17 protein-coding genes are annotated in these 20,534 nt (G+C 47.6%); 11 read left to right on the forward strand and 6 right to left on the reverse strand.

Features of this window, described 5'->3' with window-relative positions:
- Window positions 1-129 precede the first annotated feature (129 nt).
- The 6 genes from KKE17_12265 to KKE17_12290 all read left to right on the forward strand — a co-directional run bounded on the left by KKE17_12265 (window position 130) and on the right by KKE17_12290 (window position 7,001).
- Window positions 130-303 carry a hypothetical protein gene (locus KKE17_12265; GenBank protein MBU1710772.1) on the forward strand — a complete coding sequence of 58 codons (174 nt, stop codon included), beginning with the start codon at window positions 130-132 and terminating at the stop codon, window positions 301-303.
- Between the two features lie 24 nt (window positions 304-327).
- Window positions 328-633: a hypothetical protein gene (locus tag KKE17_12270; protein MBU1710773.1), complete on the forward strand. Its 306-nt coding sequence runs from the start codon at window positions 328-330 to the stop codon at window positions 631-633.
- Window positions 634-1,157: 524 nt separating this feature from the next.
- Window positions 1,158-1,697 (forward strand): methyltransferase domain-containing protein, encoded by a 540-nt coding sequence (locus tag KKE17_12275; protein MBU1710774.1) that lies wholly within the window; start codon window positions 1,158-1,160, stop codon window positions 1,695-1,697.
- A gap of 375 nt (window positions 1,698-2,072) precedes the next feature.
- The gene (locus KKE17_12280; protein ID MBU1710775.1) at window positions 2,073-4,142 is read left to right on the forward strand and encodes a response regulator; all 2,070 of its coding nucleotides are present in this window, start codon (window positions 2,073-2,075) and stop codon (window positions 4,140-4,142) included.
- A 5-nt stretch (window positions 4,143-4,147) separates the two neighbouring features.
- On the forward strand, window positions 4,148-6,661 hold the full coding sequence (locus KKE17_12285; protein ID MBU1710776.1) for a response regulator: 2,514 nt from the start codon (window positions 4,148-4,150) through the stop codon (window positions 6,659-6,661).
- Window positions 6,633-7,001 (forward strand): response regulator, encoded by a 369-nt coding sequence (locus KKE17_12290; GenBank protein MBU1710777.1) that lies wholly within the window; start codon window positions 6,633-6,635, stop codon window positions 6,999-7,001. The genes KKE17_12285 and KKE17_12290 overlap by 29 nt, the downstream gene beginning before the upstream one ends.
- Here the strand turns inward: KKE17_12290 and KKE17_12295 are convergent.
- A complete protein-coding gene (locus KKE17_12295) occupies window positions 6,991-8,682 on the reverse strand; it encodes a B12-binding domain-containing radical SAM protein (protein ID MBU1710778.1) in 1,692 nt (563 codons plus the stop codon). The two genes, KKE17_12290 and KKE17_12295, sit on opposite strands and share 11 nt — an antisense overlap.
- Before the next feature lie 237 nt (window positions 8,683-8,919).
- On the opposite strand from KKE17_12295, the gene lgt reads away from it, so the two are divergent.
- The 3 genes from lgt to KKE17_12310 all read left to right on the forward strand — a co-directional run bounded on the left by lgt (window position 8,920) and on the right by KKE17_12310 (window position 13,192).
- On the forward strand, window positions 8,920-9,711 hold the full coding sequence (gene lgt / locus KKE17_12300) for a prolipoprotein diacylglyceryl transferase (GenBank protein MBU1710779.1): 792 nt from the start codon (window positions 8,920-8,922) through the stop codon (window positions 9,709-9,711).
- Between the two features lie 74 nt (window positions 9,712-9,785).
- On the forward strand, window positions 9,786-12,518 hold the full coding sequence (locus tag KKE17_12305; GenBank protein ID MBU1710780.1) for an insulinase family protein: 2,733 nt from the start codon (window positions 9,786-9,788) through the stop codon (window positions 12,516-12,518).
- Complete coding sequence (locus tag KKE17_12310; GenBank protein ID MBU1710781.1) at window positions 12,518-13,192, forward strand: ribulose-phosphate 3-epimerase; 675 nt, start codon at window positions 12,518-12,520, stop codon at window positions 13,190-13,192. The genes KKE17_12305 and KKE17_12310 overlap by 1 nt, the downstream gene beginning before the upstream one ends.
- Window positions 13,193-13,247: 55 nt before the next feature.
- On the opposite strand, the gene KKE17_12315 is transcribed toward KKE17_12310, so the two are convergent.
- From KKE17_12315 to KKE17_12330, 4 genes are all read right to left on the reverse strand, one after another.
- A complete protein-coding gene (locus KKE17_12315; GenBank protein MBU1710782.1) occupies window positions 13,248-15,533 on the reverse strand; it encodes a hypothetical protein in 2,286 nt (761 codons plus the stop codon).
- A 63-nt stretch (window positions 15,534-15,596) separates the two neighbouring features.
- Window positions 15,597-16,160, reverse strand: a complete 564-nt coding sequence (locus tag KKE17_12320; protein ID MBU1710783.1) for a hypothetical protein — start codon at window positions 16,158-16,160, stop codon at window positions 15,597-15,599.
- 28 nt (window positions 16,161-16,188) lie between these two features.
- Window positions 16,189-17,001 (reverse strand): hypothetical protein, encoded by an 813-nt coding sequence (locus KKE17_12325; GenBank protein ID MBU1710784.1) that lies wholly within the window; start codon window positions 16,999-17,001, stop codon window positions 16,189-16,191.
- A gap of 159 nt (window positions 17,002-17,160) precedes the next feature.
- On the reverse strand, window positions 17,161-17,973 hold the full coding sequence (locus KKE17_12330) for a hypothetical protein (protein MBU1710785.1): 813 nt from the start codon (window positions 17,971-17,973) through the stop codon (window positions 17,161-17,163).
- Window positions 17,974-18,257: 284 nt separating this feature from the next.
- Here KKE17_12330 and KKE17_12335 point away from each other — a divergent pair, with 284 nt between their 5' ends.
- Window positions 18,258-18,764, forward strand: a complete 507-nt coding sequence (locus KKE17_12335; GenBank protein ID MBU1710786.1) for a hypothetical protein — start codon at window positions 18,258-18,260, stop codon at window positions 18,762-18,764.
- Window positions 18,765-19,425: 661 nt separating this feature from the next.
- Here the strand turns inward: KKE17_12335 and KKE17_12340 are convergent.
- A complete protein-coding gene (locus KKE17_12340) occupies window positions 19,426-19,911 on the reverse strand; it encodes a thioredoxin family protein (GenBank protein MBU1710787.1) in 486 nt (161 codons plus the stop codon).
- A gap of 273 nt (window positions 19,912-20,184) precedes the next feature.
- Here KKE17_12340 and KKE17_12345 point away from each other — a divergent pair.
- Window positions 20,185-20,534 (forward strand): PAS domain S-box protein (locus KKE17_12345; GenBank protein MBU1710788.1); only part of this gene is annotated, 350 nt, incomplete at its 3' end.

Below are 20,534 nucleotides of genomic sequence, written 5' to 3' on the forward strand. Positions count from 1 at the left end.
GAATCCCTGAAACAATAGTTATTAACCAGGAAGGAACGATTATTAAAAGATACACGAAGCCCATAAACTTTGATGAATTAAAAGACGCAATAGATGCATTGCTTCAATAGAATTATGAACAGGACAAGCATGAACAACGACTCCATTTCACAATTAAATACTACTCAGAAAAAAGAACTTCTTGGTCAATTGCTCGCGTCCCTGCTGGATAATCTCAGTGACACTGAAAAGAAAAAACTGCTGAAAAACATTATTTCCTCCAGTGGCGAAAACATCCAGGTCATCGACATGGTGGAACACTGAATCAAGCAATGTACGGATTCAGGCGTGAATCCAATTGAGATGAGCAAGGAAGTTATGGCCGCAATCAGCCACACTTACGAGCTGGCAACCTATTCCACCCCGGAATTGCGAAACCTGTTTAATGACTGGCTTGAAGAAATAGAGCGCCTGGTGATCGATTTTGTGGTTCACCAGAAAAAGGCCGACCCTGATGAAATTGCCGATCGTTTTAATCTTACCCGTGACAGTGTTATCTTCATAATAAGTAAACTTGCCCGCGAAGGAAAGATTACCATGCAGGCGTCGGGAAACGGCAGCAACAAGATACGATTGCTAAAGGAGACAAAATGAAGGAAAAAATCGCCAGCGGCGGCGCCGTCACTACAGCGCTGGCCTATGCTTTCTGCTGACAGCTTCCCATGCTCCTGGCCAGTTTCGGCCTGGGAAGTTTCACCCTGTCGGTGTGGTTTTCAAAATATAAATGGTTTTTCCTGGGCGCGACAATTGTATTCTTAAGTTTTGCCTTTTATCAGACATATAAAAAACGCCAGGACTCAAATCCTTGGAATATGAGAATTTTATACGGCACAACTGCATTAAGTGTCGGTTTAATTATCTTTTCACTGTTTAATAATTAGCCCCGCGCTTGATCTGCTGGAGATTTTACAATGTCCCAACAAATAAAAAAACCGCTCAATTCAAACTGTTGACCTCCCTCGGATACCTCCGGCGGGCGCCGGGACAATGATCAGACCATTAAGACGACTTGCATTTCCAACAAAGATTCTTTTCAAAGCAGGCAGGCCGACCCGGATTCTTTTACATCAGCAGAACTCCTTGAGATTCGTCAAGCTATCAGGAAAAAATATATTGCAGTGTCACAATCAGCAGAAGGAAAATTTAAATACCTGACAGGTAAGGCCGGAGCAGAGTCCCTGGGATATGATTCTTCTTTTCTCAAAACCATTAAACCTGAGTTGATTAACTCTTTTTGCGGGGTTGGGAATCCCTTTTCAATCAGCCACATCCCTCCCGGCAGTTCGGTTCTTGATATTGGCTGCGGGGCGGGTTTTGATCTGATGATCGCCAGCCATCTCACCGGAATAGAGGGCCGGGTTTGCGGCATTGATCTGACCGCTGAAATGGTTGCGCGCGCCAAAAAAAATCTGGAAAAAACTCCATTTTCAAACATTGAAATCAAACAGGTTGAATCCGACGATATCCCTTACGATGACAACACCTTTGATTTTGTTATCTCAAACGGTGTAATTAATCTATCGCCCTGCAAACAAAAACTTTTTAAAGAAATTTACCGGACTCTTAAACCCGGGGCCATGCTGCAGTTTGCCGACATTGTCCTTGAAAAAGAATTGCCCTCCTCTCTAGTGGGAAGCCTTGAAGCCTGGTCACAATGAATAGGCGGCACGATCCCGGTTCGGGATCAACTGAATCTCATGAAAAAAACCGGTTTTCTTCATATTGAATTTCTTGGAGCAACCCCCATGCGCACCTCCCAATACACCAGCGGAGCGCTGTTCAAGGGCACAAAACCTCTATCATAGTCCCGTCACCCGCTCAAGGTCCTATTCGGCTCTGGTCTTTTCCGGGTAACCGCCCTTCCTGCCAAAGACCTTGACCGGACCTCCTCCCTCGGCCCCGGCCTAAAAACAAAAAACCTTTGATAACATTATATAATCATGTAAAATCGAAAAGAACGAAGGCGTTCTGCTTACCAGAACGAAATCTTTGCCGCGGATTTCCCAAACAAGTCAGGTTCATAGCCTAAAAGAATGGACATACTAAACTCCTTTATCCATCCTGTTTTCCTGCTGAGAAAAGACGGCACGATTCTTTTTCATAATGCCATTGCCACCCAGATATACGGGCAACAGACCCCGGACCTCCTCAATCGGAAAATTTCCGAACTCATCACTGAAGGCTGGGCGACAAACTGTGAAGAAAAGCTTTCATTTGTTTTGGAGTCCCAACTGTCCGACATCATTGTTGAACAATGGGGAGGCGCTTACCTGGAATACTCTTTGGCGCCATTGCAAAACAGTGATCAAGAATGCGTTATTGTCGAGGTCCGTGATATTTCCGACTATAAACACGCCGAGGAAGAAGCCAATGAAATGAACCGCGCCATGATAACCGTCCTGGAAAGTGAAAAAGAAATGTCTTTTGAACTGGCCAAGGCGCAGGACGAAACCGAAGCCGCCCTTCAGAAAGTCGAGGAATACGCCAAAAACATTGAAATAAAGAACAAGGAGCTTGACGCAGCAAGAGGCATTGCCGAAGAGGCAAACAAGATGAAAAGCGTCTTTCTGGCGACCATGAGCCATGAAATCAGGACGCCGATGAACGGTATCATCGGCTTCACCGACATGATCCTTGATACCGACTTGAATCCAGAACAGCGAGACTCCGCACAAACCATCAAACACAGCGGCGAAACCTTACTGGCGCTGATCAATGACATCCTTGATTTTTCAAAAATCGAATCCGGAAAAATGGATTTTGAAGCCATTGATTTTGATCCTGAGATTGCCCTGTACGATATAGCGGAACTTGTAAAGATACGAATCGAAAATAAACCCATTGAAATTTTATGTAACGTTGATGATGACTTTCCATCCCTGGTTGCCGGCGATCCGCATCGCTTCAAGCAGGTGATTACCAACCTGGTGGGCAACGCCCCGAAATTCACAGAAGAAGGAGAGATAGAGATTTCCGCCCGGGTTGAGACGGCCAACGAAAAAGAAATCAATCTCCATATTGCCATTCGAGATACCGGCATCGGTATTCCCAAGGAAAAACACGAAAAGATATTCGAGGCCTTTGAGCAGGCGGACGGCTCAACCACAAGAAAATACGGCGGCACCGGGCTAGGGCTTTCCATCTGTAAAAAAATCTCCGCCGCAATGAGGGGCGATGTCTGGGTCGAAAGCGAGGTCGGCCACGGCAGCACCTTTCATTTTACCTGCTGGCTCGGTGTTGCGTCCCAAAACCCGGTTACTCGTCCAAAACCTGTTCAAATCAAAGGTAAAAGGATTCTTGTGGTTGATAATAATCTCAACCAGCTCGAGATCATCCGACACCTTCTGGTCAATGCCGGCATTGAGGTTACCCAATCTGCCGACGGCAGGGAAACCCTTGATTTACTCAAAACCGCCCTGCAGGAGCAAAGGCCGTTTGATCTGGCGATTATTGATATTCAAATGCCATTTAAAAATGGTTTTGAAGTTGCAGAGGAATTAAGAAAGGACATCGGTTTTGTCAATCTGCCGCTTCTGGCTTTTTCCTCAACCGCCGAAAGAATTTCCAAGCAATGTCAGCAGGTTGGCTTCAACGCCTTTTTACCGAAACCGGTGAGAAGAACCCGCCTGCTGCAGACCATCAGACATCTCCTGGGCCTTGACGAAAAAAGCCTCCAGGAAGACAAACGCATTATTACTTCGCACGCCTTAAACGAGGAGATGAAACACAATGTTTCCATTCTGCTTGCTGAAGATAACCTTGTAAACCAGAAGCTTGCGACTCGTTTACTTGAAAAGGCCGGCTACAAGGTTGACCTGGCGCCAAACGGCAAGATCGCTGTTGAAAAGGTATCTGCAAACAACTACGACCTGGTACTCATGGATGTCCAGATGCCGGTGATGGACGGCATTGAGGCTACTCAGACAATCAGGAAAAACGGTTTTTCAGACCTGCCGATTATTGCGATGACCGCCGAGGCCATGACCGGCGACCGGGAAAAATGTCTTGCTGCGGGAATGAATGATTATATTTCCAAACCCATAAAACGCGAAATTGTCTTCGAGACGATTAAAAAATGGATTTTTGAAAAAGGCGGGGATTAGATCGGGTGGGAAAAAAACTAAATATTTTAGTTGTAAGCAAAAAGAAACCCTCTTTGGCCCGCCTTGACAAAGAGCTTTCACGGGCCCTCTTCCAGCCTCATTTCGTACATCTTGAATCCCTTGATGTCGCCGCTGTAAAAAAAATCCGGCTAAAACTGCATATAATCCTCTGCAATGCTGATCTGGACAACTTTTCAATCAAGGAATTCCCAGAACATCTTCAAACACTCGGTGGGTCTGCTCCGATTATCCTGTTAACGGAAGAAACATCAGCAAAAAACCTGTCTGCCGCATTTGACGCCGGTTTTTATGATGTTGTTAACCCCGAAGCCGACAAGCGCCTTGCCGCTTCAATAATTCATGCGGTAACCCAGAAAGAACTGCAAACAAAACTTAAAAAAGCCCAAAATGAGGTCCGTCGTGACCACGAAACCCAGGAGGTACTCAACAAACTCCTGCTGCTGTCCATTGAGACATCGTCAATCACCGAAATTCTTGAAAAATTCATAAACCTTGTAACATCCCTTCCCTGGATGGGGCTCAAATCCATCGGCGCTGCCCTGCTTGTCGAAGACGAGCCGGACGTCCTGGTGTTAAAAGCAGATAAAGGCCTTGCCCCGGCCTTGCATGAAATCTGCGCCCGGGTGCCGTTCGGAACATGCCTCTGCGGCCGAGCGGCACAGTCATCCGAAGTGGTGTTTGCCGACTGCATTGATGACCGGCATGACAATCAGTTTGAAGGCATCAAGCCCCACGGGCATTATTGTGTGCCGATTATTTCCGCTGATCAGGAGTTACTCGGTGTCTTCACCCTCTATACCAACGAAGGAAGCCCTCGCGACCAAAGGGCTGAAGACACCCTGCTTGCAGCCGCAGGGGTTGTTGCCGGCATAATCAAAAGAATCAGGGCGGAAGACGCGCTCCGGGAAAGCGAAGAAAAATATCGGGCGATTACCGATACCGCCAAAGAAGCCATCATTATGATTGACGGCACCAGCAAGATCACCTTCTGGAATAATGCCGCCACTCGAATTTTCGGGTTTTCCCGAAAAGAAGCCTATGGGCAGAACCCCCATGACCTGATCGTTCCGAAAATATATTTACATGCCTATGAAGATGGCTTTAAAAATGGCTATGAAACTTTCCAAAAAACGGGAAAAGGCAATTTCATCGGCCGCACCCTGGAATTAAACGCCATAAAAAAAGACGGAACGATTTTTCCTGTTGAGTTTTCGGTCTCATCTCTCAAAATCGGCAATAAATGGGGTGCGGTTTCGGTTATTCGCGATATCACCGAAAGAAAAAAACGGCAGGAGGATACCGCCATCCTTGACGCCAGACTCCGGCAGGCGCAAAAAATGGAAGCCGTGGGCACCCTTGCCGGCGGCATTGCCCATGATTTCAACAATATACTCGCAGCGATCCTTGGCTATGCCGAAATGGCCAAGACCGATGTTAATAAAAACTCAAGAACATGGAATGATCTTGATCAGGTGCTTATTGCCGCAAACCGGGCCAAAGACCTGGTCAACCAGATTCTTCTCTTCAGCAGGCAAACCGAGGGCCTGATCATTCCTGTTCAGATCCATTTAATCATCAAAGAAGGGCTCAAACTCTTCGCCTCCTCGTTGCCGCCAAACATAAAACTCAAACAGCATATAGTGGATTGCGGACTGATTTCAGCGGCACCCGAACAAATTCATCTGCTCCTGATTAATCTCTGTTCAAACGCTGCCCAGGCCATGGAAGAAACCGGCGGCACAATCGAGGTTCTCCTGGAAACCGCGATAATTACCGATAAGTCTGAAGATGTCGGAAAGCTGGTAGATCCTGGCGAATATATAAAACTCACCGTGCATGACACCGGTTCAGGAATGGACGAGACAACCCAGACCAAAATTTTCGAGCCTTACTTTACAACCAAGACTGTCGATGAAGGAACCGGGCTTGGACTCTCTGTGGTTCACGGAATTATCACCTCTCTGGAAGGAACCATTACCGTGAAAAGCGCGCCCGGCACCGGAACATCCTTTGAAATATATCTGCCGAGCTACAAGGCTGAAAAAAACGCCGAAAAAACCCGCACTATTCCATTCATCCCCCGAGGCACGGGGCACATACTGTATGTTGACGATGAGGAGGCGCTGGTTCTTTTAAGCCAGACCCTGCTTACCAAACTCGGCTATACGGTCTCAGCCTATCATGACAGCACTCTGGCCCTTGACGCCTTCAAAAGAAACCCCGATGGGTTTGACCTGATACTCACAGATTTCGTTATGCCAGAGCTGAATGGCATTGAAATGATTCAGGAAATCAGACGGTTCAGTCCCGATATTCCGGTTATAATGATTACCGGTCATCGAGAAAAAATTATAAAAAAAGATGCACAACAGGCAGGAATATATCATATATTAACTAAACCCATCAAAACAACAGAGCTTGCCGAAACCATCAGGCAGGCCTTGGAATTAAAAAAACAGGAGAAAACTTATGGCCCGGATACTCATTGCAGACGATGATGTTCAGGTTCGCACCATGCTCCGGGAAATGCTTGAAAGGGCCGGTTATGAAGTTGACGAAGCCGCAGACGGAGCCAAAGCAATGAAGCTCTTCAGGGAAAACCCCTACGACCTGGTGATAACCGACATAATCATGCCGGAAAAAGAAGGCATCGAAACAATCATGGAGCTCCGGCGCGATTATCCGAATTTAACCATTTTTGCAATTTCCGGCGGCGGCAGGGTTGGCCCGGACAATTATCTCAAGCTCGCCCAGAAAATCGGCGCAAGAAAAACATTCACCAAACCTTTTGATAGAACAGAGCTTCTGGGTGCAGTTGCCGAAGCGCTCAAGAAATAGGAGTCTGATCTTCGACCAGCAGGGCGGTTGAACATCCTTTCGAGATTCCCGGGTCCTGCTCGGGAAAAAATACAACCCAGCCTGCCGCATTGTATTCACTTAAACCCAGTGCCCGGAGAGCCGGCCCGGAAAACCGTGAAAACATCCCCTTCTTGAAAAACTCGTCGCGGTTTGCATAATCATAAAAAGGCGCAAGACTCTGGGGCAGCATTTTTCTTAAATCATCCTTTATTTTTTTGATGGGTTCGTCTTCCAGAATTTCAGGCAGAAACCGGTGGCCGCTCTTGAGCCAGTCAAACCTCAGGAGCTCGACAATCACCGCCCGGTCCTGCCTTTCTGCTGTAAACCCGACAAGAATTGCATTCATAAATTCCTGGGTCTTGGCAAGATCAAAAAAACCCCGCGCCCGGGCAAATTCCGCCAATGCCTTAAAGACAGCAAAGGGATTCTGTTCTGTTGCACCAAGATAATTACAAACATTTCTAAAGAATTTCTTGTTATAGAATGCCTCGACACACTCACCGAACCAGTAGAGATCCGCAAGGGTTTCATGGGACATCCACCTTGTTTTCAGAATCTGATAGGGAGGATTCCGGCAGGCTGCCAGCCCATAGTCGTCCGCAGTAGAGATTGGTGTTCCGGGGAGAATCTTGAGAAGTCCCATCTGGATATAATGGGGCTTCATCCGGAAGACGTCATTAAACGATTGCCGGAAGGTCTCCACTGTTTCATATGGGAGCCCGAGAATCAGATCCACATGCAGATGGATGTTATCCAGCCCAACCAGGCGGGAGATATTTTTTGCCGCAGCATCCAGATCCATGCTCCTGTGCACCGCCTTGAGGGTTTCAGGGTTTGTCGATTGAATGCCGATCTCGAAATCAAAGCGGCCAGGCTCGATGGTTTCGAGAAAAACAAACATCTCTTCGGTAAAGCGGTCCGGGGCGATTTCAAAATGAAAAACCGTCTGAGTCTTCCGGGCGGCGAGGTGCTTCCAGATTTCAAGGGCGCGCTCCGAACTGGCATTAAAGGTCCGGTCAACAAACCGTAAGGATTTTGGATTATGAGCTAGAATCCGATCAAGTTCAGCTTTAACTTCAGAAATTCCCTTATTGTATACTTTTCGCCCTATTGCTGAGAGGCAATAGGAACAGGAAAACGGGCAGCCCCGGGATGATTCATAATAAACAGAACGGTTCCGCAGGTGGGTTACAAAATCTTTTTCTTCATACGGATAAGAATAAGGCTTGCCCGGTTGCGCTATATACTCGGTGCCGAGGCATCCCTTGGCAAGATCCTGAAAAAATCCGTCCTCAAGCCCTTCGACTTCGCCGCGGACAATTGTGCAGCCCTCAGGAAAGGCGCCTGCTGCCATAAAAGTTGCTTCCGGTCCGCCAAGAATAATCCTGGTCCCAGGAAGGGCGGTGATTATATCCCGCACCAGGCGCAACGTGTAATCAACATTCCAGGTGGAAACCGAAAACATAATTATTTCCGGATTCCTTTCGGTTACCTTAAGAAGTGTTTCATAATAAGGATCATTAATGGTAAATTGACAGAGTTCCGTATCAGCCGCGTCAAGCCTTTTGCTGATTTCATTGCGGACATAAAACAGGGCCAGCCCCGAATGGGTGAATCGCGCATTCAGGGTAATTATTTTGATTTTTATTTTCCGCTGCACCGGTTACTCCTGTTAATGTTCTCGGTAATCACTTCAGTTTGACAACCAGACAGACGTATGATAATTGAACTGTGATGAATTCACAAAAGGTAAGCGGTTGAATTATCGCCCAAGATTTCGTTAAGATTTCGGTGGACCTCGCGTCGGTCTCGGGCTTTTTACCCACAAGGCATAAATACGAGACCGACAAACCTTACTTTTCCTCAAAATTAAATAACACCTACAAGTCCGGATAAAATGATTTCCTATCCCCACATAGACCCGGTTATCATCGGTATCGGCCCGCTTCAGGTTCGGTGGTACGGCCTGATGTATGTTATGGGTTTCATGGCCACCTATTTCCTGGTCAGACACCAGATACAGAAACGCGGTCTCAAAAAACTCGAAGCCCATTTTGAAAACATCAATATGATGCTGATCATCTGTCTGGTGCTGGGCGGCCGCCTGGGCTACGTATTGTTCTATAATTTTTCATACTATATGGAAAACCCTCTCGAGATACTGGCCACCTGGCATGGCGGCATGTCTTTTCACGGGGCGCTCATCGGCATTGTGGTCAGCGGCTATGTCTATGCAAAACTCAAAAAACTCGACTATTGGGAGGGCGCCGACGTCTATGCTGTCACCACTCCCATCGGTCTCGGCCTTGGCAGAATCGGCAACTTCATTAACGGCGAACTCTTCGGCAGAACCACCGATGTTCCGTGGGCAATGGTTTTTCCGGGAGGCGGGCCTTATCCCAGACACCCCTCGCAATTGTATGAGTGTTTTCTCGAAGGCGTGGTTCTGTTTACGATTCTCTGGATTCTTAAAGACCGTAAATGGCCCTCCGGCACAATGCTTTCATTCTATCTGATTCTGTACGGCATTTTCCGCTGGTTTATTGAATTGTTCCGTGAGCCCGACGCCAATTTGGGTTTTGTTCTGGGTCCCCTGACCATGGGCCAGCTGCTCAGCACAGTGATGATTGTCGCAGGTACAGCATTATTTTTCTATCGGCGAAAAGTCGCGCCGATCGCCATTATTTAATTTAATGATTACTCTATCCTGAAATGGATCAATTAAAGAAGTAATTCTTATTACAAGCAAGGAGTAAATTTCCGATGAAAACCGGGGGTCTTCAGATAGTATTTTGTATACTTTTAGCCTTTGCCTCCTTAACCCTTACCATCCAGGAAACCATGGCAACAGAACTCAAGCCGCACCTCTTAAAGAGGCAATTTGAAAACGGACTTACTGTTATTGTTAAGGAAACACCCGGGGTTAATGTGGCCACCGTCCAGATCTGGGTCAAAGCCGGAAGTGTTTATGAAGCGGCGGATGAGGGGGGAATTACCCACCTGATTGAACACATGATCTTCAAGGGAACGCCGACCCGCGGGCCCGGCGGCCTTGCCGCAGCAATCGAGGAGGCCGGCGGCAAGATCAACGCCTATACCTCTTTTGAATATACGGTTTACCACGCAACTTTGTCGGCCCGGTATTGGGAACTTGCCATGGATGTCCTTGCTGATGCGGTCCTCCACTCAACCTTCGACCCCATGGAACTGGAACGCGAAAAACTCGTTGTGCTCGAAGAAATCCGCATGAGAAATGATCGGCCGACCACCAAACTTTTTCAGGAACTCCTGTCCCGCGCCTACACCACCCATCCTTACAAATTACCGGTAATCGGCACCACGGAGAGCGTCTCCGGTTTTACCCAGGAAAACATAACGACTTATATAGATAAACATTATCATCCGGAAAACTTTACCGTGGTTGTGGTTGGCAACGTTAAGGCGGAATCGGTGTTCAGCTCGGTAAAAAACCTGATGGGCGGTCTCCCTGCCGGCGGCTCTCAACCAAACCACCTGCCGCAGGAACCGGAACAGACAGCGCATCGGTTTTATGCAATTAAAGACGATATCAACCAGAGTCATCTTGCTCTGGCCTTGCCCATCTCTCGCTTCAACAGCCCGGACTCCGCGGTTCTGGACGTTATTGCCCAGATTCTGGGCCAGGGCGAAACCTCGCGCCTCTATAATGAATTGAGGAATAAACAACAACTTGTCTACAGCATAAATGCAAGCGCCTTCACCCCCCATGATCCCGGTCTTTTCGAAGTAACCGCCACCGTGGATACCGAAAAGGCCGGCCCCGCAATTGAAGCGGCCCTTGAAGAAATTTTTAAGATTAAATATGTCGAGGTAACCGATGAAGAGCTTGACCGGGCCAAACGCAACCTTGAAAGCGACTTTGTGTTTAATCTGGAAAGGGTCGAGGGACAGGCGAGAATGCTGGGCTCATTTGAATTTTTATCCGGAGACCCCCGCGAAGACGAGTATCTGGAAAAAATCCGGGCAGTCGACCAAGAAGACATTATTCGCGTCGCCTCAACCTATTTTACCGGTAATCATCTCACCACCGGTGTGCTGGTTCCAGCAAATTCAGAAATTACCCTGAACAACGAACTCCTTGCAGAAATTATACTGCGAGCCGATGAAGCTGCCAGAAACAGCCTTCCCCCCTCACTTATACTCAACAGCTATCTGCCCAATGAGCATTTTTTCAAATTAAAAAACGGCATCACGCTGGTGGTCAGGGAAGACCCCGATATTCCAACGGTTGCGGTAAGAGTCGTTTTCCCTGGAGGACTTCTAAGCGAAACCCCTGAAAAAAACGGTGCTTTTACCTTTATCAGCGAGCTTCTCCCCAAAGGCACAAAGGACCTTTCGACCCACGCACTCGCAGTAAAGATAGGGAATATGGCCGGAAGCATAAGCGGTTTTAACGGAAAAAACACCTTTGGCATAAAGGCTGATTTTCTTTCCCGCTTTTTTGTGCCGGGCATGGAACTGGTGCGCGATGTAATCCTGACTCCGGCATTTGATCCTCAGGAAACCGAAAAAATTCGTCCGGAACTCCTCTCACAACTCAAGCTTCAGGAAGACTCTCTTCCCTCTCTTGCCTTTCGGGAATTCAACCGCCTGCTTTTTAAGGGACACCCTTACAGCCTGAACACGGTAGGCTCTGAAACCGCTCTTGCAAAATTTACCAGCAATGATCTCAAAGCCATTTATGAACAACATGCCATTCCGGAAAAAGCCGTTATTTCCGTGGCCGGTGATGTCCAGGCAAAAGAGGTCCGTGACCTCGTAAAAAACCTGTTTTCCTCCTGGGAGCCGCTATCCTCCGGCGTCCCGGCTATTGAGGAAGAAAGCTTTCTGGCGCCGGACCCGCCGACCCGCCCGGAAATTTTCAATATTGCCCGGGACAAGGAACAGGTGCATATCATCATCGGCTTTCTTGGGACATCCATGGACAGCATTGATCGATATCCATTAGAAATTCTTGATACGGTTCTGAGCGGCCAGAGCGGCAGACTTTTTACGGAACTTCGTGATAAACAGAGTCTTGCCTACAGCCTCTCTTCCTTTTCGCTGCTGGGCCTTGGCACCGGCTCCTTTGGCATCTACATTGGAACCAGCCCGGAAAAGAAAGATGACGCGATCAAGGCGGTGTGGAAAGAACTTTACCTGGCACAAGAGGAACTCATAAGTGCCGCAGAATTACAGAAAGCCAAAAACCTGATCACCAGTCAATACGAAATGAGCCTCCAGACCCATGGGTCGCAGGCAATGGAAATGGCCTTGAACGAAACCTATAAAATGGGGCAGGACTTTGGTAAACGATATATCAGCAGCATAAACGCTGTCAGCGCTGAACAGGTTCTTGCGGCCGCCAGGAAATACATCAAATCGGCAAACTATGTTCTGGTCTCGGTTGGCGGTTCAGAAACACCACAACCTGCCAACGACAGTCCTGAAAACGAGGAAAACAAAGGAGACAAATAATGATACGGGATATGATCGCCCCGTCAATTCTTTCCGCCGACTTTGCGCGGCTGAAGGAGGATATTGACGCGGTAACCAAAGCAGGGGCTGACGTAATTCACGTTGATGTCATGGATGGCCATTTTGTTCCCAATATCACCATCGGCCCGCTGGTGGTCAAAGCTGTAAGAAAAATTACCGATCTGCCCCTTGACGTGCACCTGATGATCAAGAATTCGGACCAATATATTGATCAATTTGCCGAGGCAGGAGCCGACTGGATCACCGTCCATGTTGAGGCCTGTGACCATCTTCATAGAACGATCCACCGGATCAAGGAACTGGGGAAAAAGGCCGGTGCAGTCCTCAACCCGGCAACCTCACTGGACACCCTGGATTATATCCTTGAAGACCTGGATCTTGTAATGCTGATGAGTGTGAATCCCGGGTTCGGCGGACAATCGTTTATCCCTTCGACCCTTGAAAAAATTCGCGCCCTCAAACGTCGAATCGACGAAAAAGGGCTTAAAACCGGAATCGAAATCGATGGCGGGGTGAGCTGCAAAACCATTGAGGCGGTGGCCCAGGCAGGTGCAAATATTTTTGTCGCCGGCTCCGCAGTGTTCGGAAGCGACAATTACGCGCAGGCAATCACGGAACTGAAAGGCATCCTTGCCAAGGTTCGCGCCAAATAAAAAAAGATGACAGATTTTCGTGCGGCTGCCGCCTCTTTCCGGCAAATAACCAGATCTAATTATTTGCCGCCCAGGGCAACAGCGTCCTCGCGCACTCTCCGCTGAGACAATCGGCCTCAGCGCTGTCGCCCCAGAGCGCCGCGTGTCTTCTTGTGGCGGTCCTGACCTTAACTTCCCGGCTGTCCCGCTGTCCCTTGCCGTCAACCACTGTTAACCTGATCAGCGAGCCCTGATCTTCGGTATAATAGTCTGAGGGCGCCATAAACGAAACCGCCGACCCTTGCGTATTTAAAGGTTCAATCCGTACCGTTGCGCCGGAAAGCTGCTCCCAGACATACTGAAGTGTTTCCGGATTGTCATCTATGGTCCGGCTCGCATCAAGAACAACGGTCTGGCCGACGGTATACACCTCTTGCGCCAGGGGTTGAAGCATTATCTTCGGGGCCGGATCGCCGGATGCAATCCGCATCTCAATGGTCTTGCGTTTCGAAGCTCTTTTCCCCAGTTTAAACTGGTAGGTCATGGTCTCGTTGCCGCTTGCATACGGATCCGGCGTATACCGGTGCATATAGGGATTGACCTTTTCGAGCTTGCCTTTGAGCTCACCGGGAATAAGCTGTACTGAAACCTTGTCACTGAATGGAATCTCATCATTTGATTGCTGCCAGATTTCCGCCCAGTTGATCATGACCGCCCGGGTGCTCAATCCTTCTAGGACAATATCACTTGCCGCAACCATAATCCCCGTGGGTTTCACAACCTTGGCCGGGGCGGCTTTTTCAGCCATTGCTCTTAAATTCGGCCCGGAAATTACAATGGTTGCCGGCGCGCTTGTCTGTTTACCGTCGCTCACCTTAAAATCAAAACTGTCCTCTCCCGGGAAATCGTTGCCTGCCAGATAAACCATACTGGGCGGCTCTCCGAGCAGTCGTCCGTATTGTGGATTCTTGACCACCTCGTAGGCAAGCGGGTCCCCATCCTCATCCTGGCCGGCGAGCAGCACGGGCACCTCCCGTGCGGCCCCACTCATCTGATACGTTCCAGAACTGACAAGGGGAACAGCGTTTGTTGCAACCTGCGAAGCAACCTTGTCCTGTTGGTCCGCGGTAATTGTTTCATCCTGTAGGCCTTTTACCGGAACTTCGTCCTGCGGGGCAATCTGTGCTGCCTCCTTAACGGTCTCGTCCTTATCGGACAAGAAATACACACCTCCGCCTAATAACAGCAGAAGACAGACAGTGGTTATGGCGATTACAGCCTTGTTGTGCATGGCATTTTGAAGCCATATCGGTGTAACTATCTTCTCTGTGGCCTCATCATCAGGACTGCTTTCTTCTTCCACCATGATTTCATCATGCTCTTCTTCAACAAAATCCTCGGGGATTTCCGGTATGTCAGGAATATCGTCATCGAATCCGAAATCCTCATCATCTGCGAATCCAAAATCATCATCGTCGGAAAGCGCGCTTAACCCTTTACTCGCAACACTTTCTTCTTCATCGTCAAAGTCTGCACTTTTTCCAGCAACTTCATCAAGTTCCATGTCCTGATCATTATCGTTCTTTGATGCTTCGGAAAACAGTTTATCCATATCTTCCTGACTGGGAACATCTTCGACACTTGCTGCGGGTGCGGGTTTTGCTTGCCGTTCTTCGACCAATGAATTAATCCCCATGCTGATTTCCGAAGATGCATCACTGCTTAAAAGGGCATCGATGTTTGCCTGATCAAGGTCGCTCCAATCTTCTTCGCCATCTTCAGAATCATTGGCAGCCGTTGTTAAGGCTGGTTTTTTTGTTTCATCTTCTTTCACTGGTTGGAGCAGTTCATCCTCTTCTCCTCCACCAAATAATGAATCAATATCAGACTGATCAAGCTCATCACCAAGCTCTTCCTCTTCTGTTGAAGCCGCGGCCAGCGGCTCCATGGCACTTCCCAAAAGCGAATCTATATCTCCTTGATCCAGCTCGCCTACTTCCTCCTGGTTGTCCTCTGCCGCCGGCGCACCAGCAGTGTCTTTTCCGCCCCCCATGAGAGCATCAATATCGGACTGATGCAGTTCACCACCAAGCTCTTCTTCCTCTTTCGGCTCAGCCGCCTTTTGCTGGTCTGATCCTCCGCCCATCAATGCATCTATGGTGGACTGTTCCAGTAAATCGGCATCAGCCCCGGACGCAGCTTTTTCACTGGTTATCTCCGGGGGAATCTCTATTCCTGTGAACGTATCATCATCACCGCTGCCGAGCAAGGCGTCGATATTGGCCTGGTCAAGTTCAGAAAACAGTTCATCTTCTGTGCCGTCATCAAAATCATCCAGCCAATCATCTTTTTCATCTGCCATAGGTGAGCACCTGTCTCTTTTTTAGTACGAACAAACGTCCCTGTCTGTTGAGAATCTTTCCTGCTATTGCAACGAAAGGGCCCCACCGCCCTCTGCCCATCCACTCTTAACATATGTATGCAAGGCTCGATAAACCGCTTCCGACATTTCCACAGTAACTACATACGATCGCCTTTGTCCGTAACCATTGAGCCCACTGATATGAACCCGCAACATCCCGTCGACCTCCTGCATCACTCCCCTGAGCCATTGCTCGTTCTGCTCGCAGGCCTGGTTCTTTTCACGAGAATCACTGTTTATCCTCGCGGTCATCTGATCAGCAAGCGTCACACCAAGCAGGGTAATTCTTTTTCTGGCCCTCTCATCAATTACATTAAACGGCTCGACGTTCACAACCTGGGGAGCATAAAAATCATAAAATTGGCTGATGGCACTGCGACATATTTTTTCAATCACGTCAGGCAAAGAAGAGTAGGAGGAGAATTTATTTTCATCCGCCCGGAGGATAACTACTTGTTCAACGGGTTCCGCCTGGGCGGCGGCTTTTTGCTGCGGAACAACTAAAACCGAACAGGAAATTAACAGGACCAGACCTTTAGCCACGGCCCTTCTTGCTGAAAATTGCATTGCCTTCCTCCTCAAAAACGAATGGGGCTTACATCATACCCTTCACCGCGATGGTGACGGGTTTTCTATTCACGGTCTGAAAAAGTCCCAGCAGTTCGCGGTTTACCGGCAGGGTATGGCGCCAGGAGGCCTTCACTTCCCCGGTTTTCAGATTCACCAGCCTGCCCTGTAAGATCAAGGTTTTCCTTGTGTTGGAATATGTCGAAATCACAACATAGTCAAGCTCCGGATACATATTTGCCAGCTCACCGATATTTCTGGTCATTATGAACTCGCCGACTTGCGGAAGGATGTGTATCTCTTTTCCAAGCCTTAATTCGGTAACGCTCAAGCCCCGGTCGGCAAGATCGGTTAACAGATACTCGGCAACCACCCTGCCGAACTCTGTATCTCTCTTGAAATCCGAAAGAGGAACGGCATCGACTACTGCAATTTTTGAAGCCAGTTGCGCGTCTCCTCCTTCTTTCAGCTTATAATACACCTTGCCTGCCGCTTCTTTGGATAATTCCGCCAGAATAGATTCAGTGCCCTGAGATTTATCCATGTCCGGAGCGTAATAAAAGCCCTGATAATTCACCGGAACCATTCTTGCGCTGGCTCTTTTTTCATTCTCCCGGGCAATTTCATCGAGAAACGCTTCTACCTCTTCAACCTCTTGTTCATCCAAAGCCTTGGTTTCCGAAGCGCTGAGTCCGTGGCCTGCGGGTTCGCCTTTAATTTTGGCTGTTTTCTGGTCTTGTGTTTCCACGAGAACGTCAGAACTCTGGGTGTTTTCCGTCTTGCCGTTCGTGTCAGCGGCATAAACCGCCGTTGCAGAACAGCAGATAAAGAGCAACAGCATCATGCCAATTTCCAGACAATATCCATGCTTTTTCATTTTTTCCCCCTGACCGACTCTCAACTTTTATCAAATATAGTATATTCGCGGCACCAACTCAAATTTCTCGAAAAAGCAGAAATAAAAAATGATGCTCCACTTTTAACTTTCCGCATTGGGTTATCACAACTCAAGTTCTTTTTTATACACCAGGGTCCTCTTGCTGCTCATGGCTGACGAACTGTCTGCCAGAAGCGTGGCGCTGAACTGATCCCTTGGAAAAATAATCGTGGCGCTGGATAGTACCTCCGCGCTTCTATTATCTAAAATCCTTGCATTAACAATGATATGATTTTCCATAGCGGTATAGGTGCCGGTCAGCATGGCTCCAGCCTGAAGGACTGTTGAAATTTCATCCGGGTTTCTGGAAAGGCCGTATTCACCCTTTTTTTCCTGGATCATTACACTGTTACTTTTGCGCAACTCAACTACGGAAAACTTCTTTTTCTGAAACTCTCCCATCAACTGCTCGGCAATATATCGGCCAAAGGAAGAGGTCCTGTACAGTTTTTTCAAATCCACAAAAGTGCAAATCACCAGCCCCTCGGCAAGGTCCCCGGCTTCCGGGTCGGCGTCCGTAAGGTTGCTGAAAAGCTGATCAGCCATTTCCCGGACCTGTGCGGTGAATTCCTCTGCTTTGTCCGGTTGCGGTTCCGCCGGCTCCCGCACGATTTGCATCGGCACGACTTGTTGCTTTGTCAGCGGCGTAAACGGCCAGAAAGCCAAGCCCTCTGAGGCAACACAGATAACCGCAAAAAGAATAAACAGCCCCCAGGCACATGGTTTTATCCGTCGGCCTCTTTTGATTGCTTGTGGTTTAATTTGTACAGGACGTATCGGCGGTCCAGCCAACAACACCCTCGGATATTTCCCTTGTAAACCGGGAAAGAAAGAAATATTTATCGCTTTGCTTATGAGCTTTTTCAAGGCTTGCATATACAATTAATCTCCTTTACAGTAATCGTCCTTGCCCGGAGTGAGCGGTTTTCACGCCTCCGCTCCAGACGCAATGGGACCCATATGTTGCATCAACCCGATATGTTATTAATCATCGGTACGTTATGCCTTTGTCTTGAATAAAAAATTGTAATGAAATTAAGATGATTAGGGTAATTTAATCATAAACAGCTCACCTGGCGGCCAGACACACAAGATGTTGTGTTGCCCTATCTTTAATGCAACAACATGAAGTAGTAATTTTTTTTGAGCCCGGACGTGAAATGACACCGCAGCAGGACAAAACATATCACCTCAGCGAAGAACGCCTGATCATCAAACATTCCGGTGAAATCCCCGAAGTCACCTATCACGGGTCGATATATTATCTGACCCGGGACCCGGAAGGGCCAAGCCTGGTTTTGAATACTGCGGATCTTAGATTTCTTCAGGAAATGGTACTTGAACGATATCGAGTGATCATTCTTCGAGACCTCACCCCGGAAAACCGTGAGAAAAGACTATACCGGGGCCTTCAAAGAGGTGCGGTGAACTGGGAACGTCTTACTGATTTTTCCAACAGATATTGCTGGGATCTCGCAAACATCAGGGAGGAAATCGCTGGTGCCTTAATGGCTTTTTTGCGTCAGGAGGCAAAAGATACCAATGATGGATGCCTGCCCTCAAGCATAAACAGCACTCCACGGGTTCTTGAAACTTTTTCCAGGGATCTGGGAATTAATCTGGATGACCTGCCTTCATGCTGGAAAAAATTATGCGGTAATGTATAAGGTCACGCGGCGTTAGCCTTTTGCAAGCTCAATCAGGGTTTCGGCAAGCCTTTAAGGCAATATAGTTATACAGAAATATCTGGTCTGGGGTCTTCGGGTTTTTTACCGTTGATGGTAATTTCTGACGAGCTTAGGATTACCTGTTTTCCGAGATACTGAAATTGCTTTTTGGTGTTCTTCGAAGAATGTCTAACGGTTTTAATTGCTGCGGCATCTTCTACTTTTTACACTTACATCCACAACCAGAAGTTTTTTTGTCTTCCTGCTTCACCATGGTTCCGGTTTCACTGCACGCCGGACATTTTTTAGGTTTACACCTTCCCTCTTTTAGTGCTCCGCATTTCTCGCATTTAAACTCAGCCATGACCTACTCCTTAACAATCAATTTAATTTATGAATATACGATAGGTTAAATGGTTTGCAGGAATTATTCCTACCATCACAACATATAACCATCTTGCGAATTATGCAAAAATTTTGTCGTTTCCTGGCACCACTTTATTTCGCTAAAGCACTTGAAAAGTACAGGTTCCAGGAAAACAAGTGCTCCTTGATCTTTTAAAAACAAACAAGGCCAAGACGTCTCGAGCATCATTTACGTCTTAGCCTTATTTATAATTTCTGGATGTCCGCTTTGCCTGCTCTGTCTTGATTGCCTCACTCAGCCATTGATATTTTTCAGGGCACGGTCCATATATTCAATGAAGACTTCCGGAGTAAGCATATCCATAGTACAGACCGCTTCCTTTTTAGCTCTGTCCTTGATTACCTTTCCGGAATGATCAAGGAACAGGAGGATACACTCTCCACCACTCTTCAATTCATCAGCCAGGGCCTGCTCTTTCTGAGTCAACTCTCCGTCAAGGCTTACACGCACCGGAATAAAATCACGGTTGATTCTTTCAATAATTTTTGGGGCGAGATAGACATTCCTGTCAAGAACACGACACCGGTGACATTCCTCGCCAGTATAAAAATCAACCAGACACGGTTTCTTGGTTTGTTGCGCTTCGATCATTCCCTCGGCAAGGGTCCGCCACCTGATATTATTGGATGAATCCTGCGGTGAAAGGGAGGCACACCCGGAAAATATCCAAAGGCTGCTGAAAAAAACAAACAATAAAAACAAAGCCTTTCGCTTAATCATAACGTTTTTCTCCATGGATATGTTGAGTCACAAGTATAATACTTTTCCATTTTTGAAATATACTCAACACTGAAAAAAAACAAACGAACAAATAATTATTATCATCATTCCGTCCTGATCTGCGGGCAGAACCGATCGTTTCTTTTTTTTTATAGACTTTAACTATCAAAGGGGCTACGGTGTCAGGAATTTTCATCACATGACTACTATCGTACTGTTTTAACGTTTAACATTGATTATCATTACTTTAAGGCTGACCACTCCATCACCGCAATGACGTCCTTACCTCCTGGCGACAACGCCATAATCCAAAAACTTGAAGCCGAAATTCTTCAATACAAAAAAAATGAAGAGGATTATCGCCTTCTTTTTGATCGAGCTCCCATTGCCTACCAGTCTCTTGACAATAAGGGCTGTTTTTTTGCAGTAAACCAGGCCTGGCTCGACACATTTGGATACTCAAGAGAAGAAGTAATTGGCCAGCCTTTTGAAAATTTTCTTCCCCAGGAATGGAAAAATCATTTCAAGGAAAATTTTCCGCGCTTCAAATCGGTTGGGGAGATCCTGGGAGTGGAATTCTCCATGATCAAGAAAGACCGCAATCCCGTCAAGGTCTCCTTCAA

The sequence above is a fragment of the Pseudomonadota bacterium genome (genome assembly GCA_018823135.1).
In the GTDB taxonomy this organism is placed as follows: Bacteria; Desulfobacterota; Desulfobulbia; order Desulfobulbales; family CALZHT01; genus JAHJJF01.

Coding starts and splice junctions, on each gene's coding strand:
- KKE17_12335 (MBU1710786.1), top strand. CDS start 18,258: ATGACACCGCAGCAGGACAAAACATATCACCTCAGCGAAGAACGCCTG.
- lgt (MBU1710779.1), top strand. CDS start 8,920: ATGATTTCCTATCCCCACATAGACCCGGTTATCATCGGTATCGGCCCG.
- KKE17_12340 (MBU1710787.1), bottom strand. CDS start 19,911: ATGATTAAGCGAAAGGCTTTGTTTTTATTGTTTGTTTTTTTCAGCAGC.
- KKE17_12310 (MBU1710781.1), top strand. CDS start 12,518: ATGATACGGGATATGATCGCCCCGTCAATTCTTTCCGCCGACTTTGCG.
- KKE17_12325 (MBU1710784.1), bottom strand. CDS start 17,001: ATGCTGTTGCTCTTTATCTGCTGTTCTGCAACGGCGGTTTATGCCGCT.
- KKE17_12305 (MBU1710780.1), top strand. CDS start 9,786: ATGAAAACCGGGGGTCTTCAGATAGTATTTTGTATACTTTTAGCCTTT.
- KKE17_12290 (MBU1710777.1), top strand. CDS start 6,633: ATGGCCCGGATACTCATTGCAGACGATGATGTTCAGGTTCGCACCATG.
- KKE17_12330 (MBU1710785.1), bottom strand. CDS start 17,973: ATGCAAGCCTTGAAAAAGCTCATAAGCAAAGCGATAAATATTTCTTTC.
- KKE17_12315 (MBU1710782.1), bottom strand. CDS start 15,533: ATGGCAGATGAAAAAGATGATTGGCTGGATGATTTTGATGACGGCACA.
- KKE17_12320 (MBU1710783.1), bottom strand. CDS start 16,160: ATGCAATTTTCAGCAAGAAGGGCCGTGGCTAAAGGTCTGGTCCTGTTA.
- KKE17_12265 (MBU1710772.1), top strand. CDS start 130: ATGAACAACGACTCCATTTCACAATTAAATACTACTCAGAAAAAAGAA.
- KKE17_12280 (MBU1710775.1), top strand. CDS start 2,073: ATGGACATACTAAACTCCTTTATCCATCCTGTTTTCCTGCTGAGAAAA.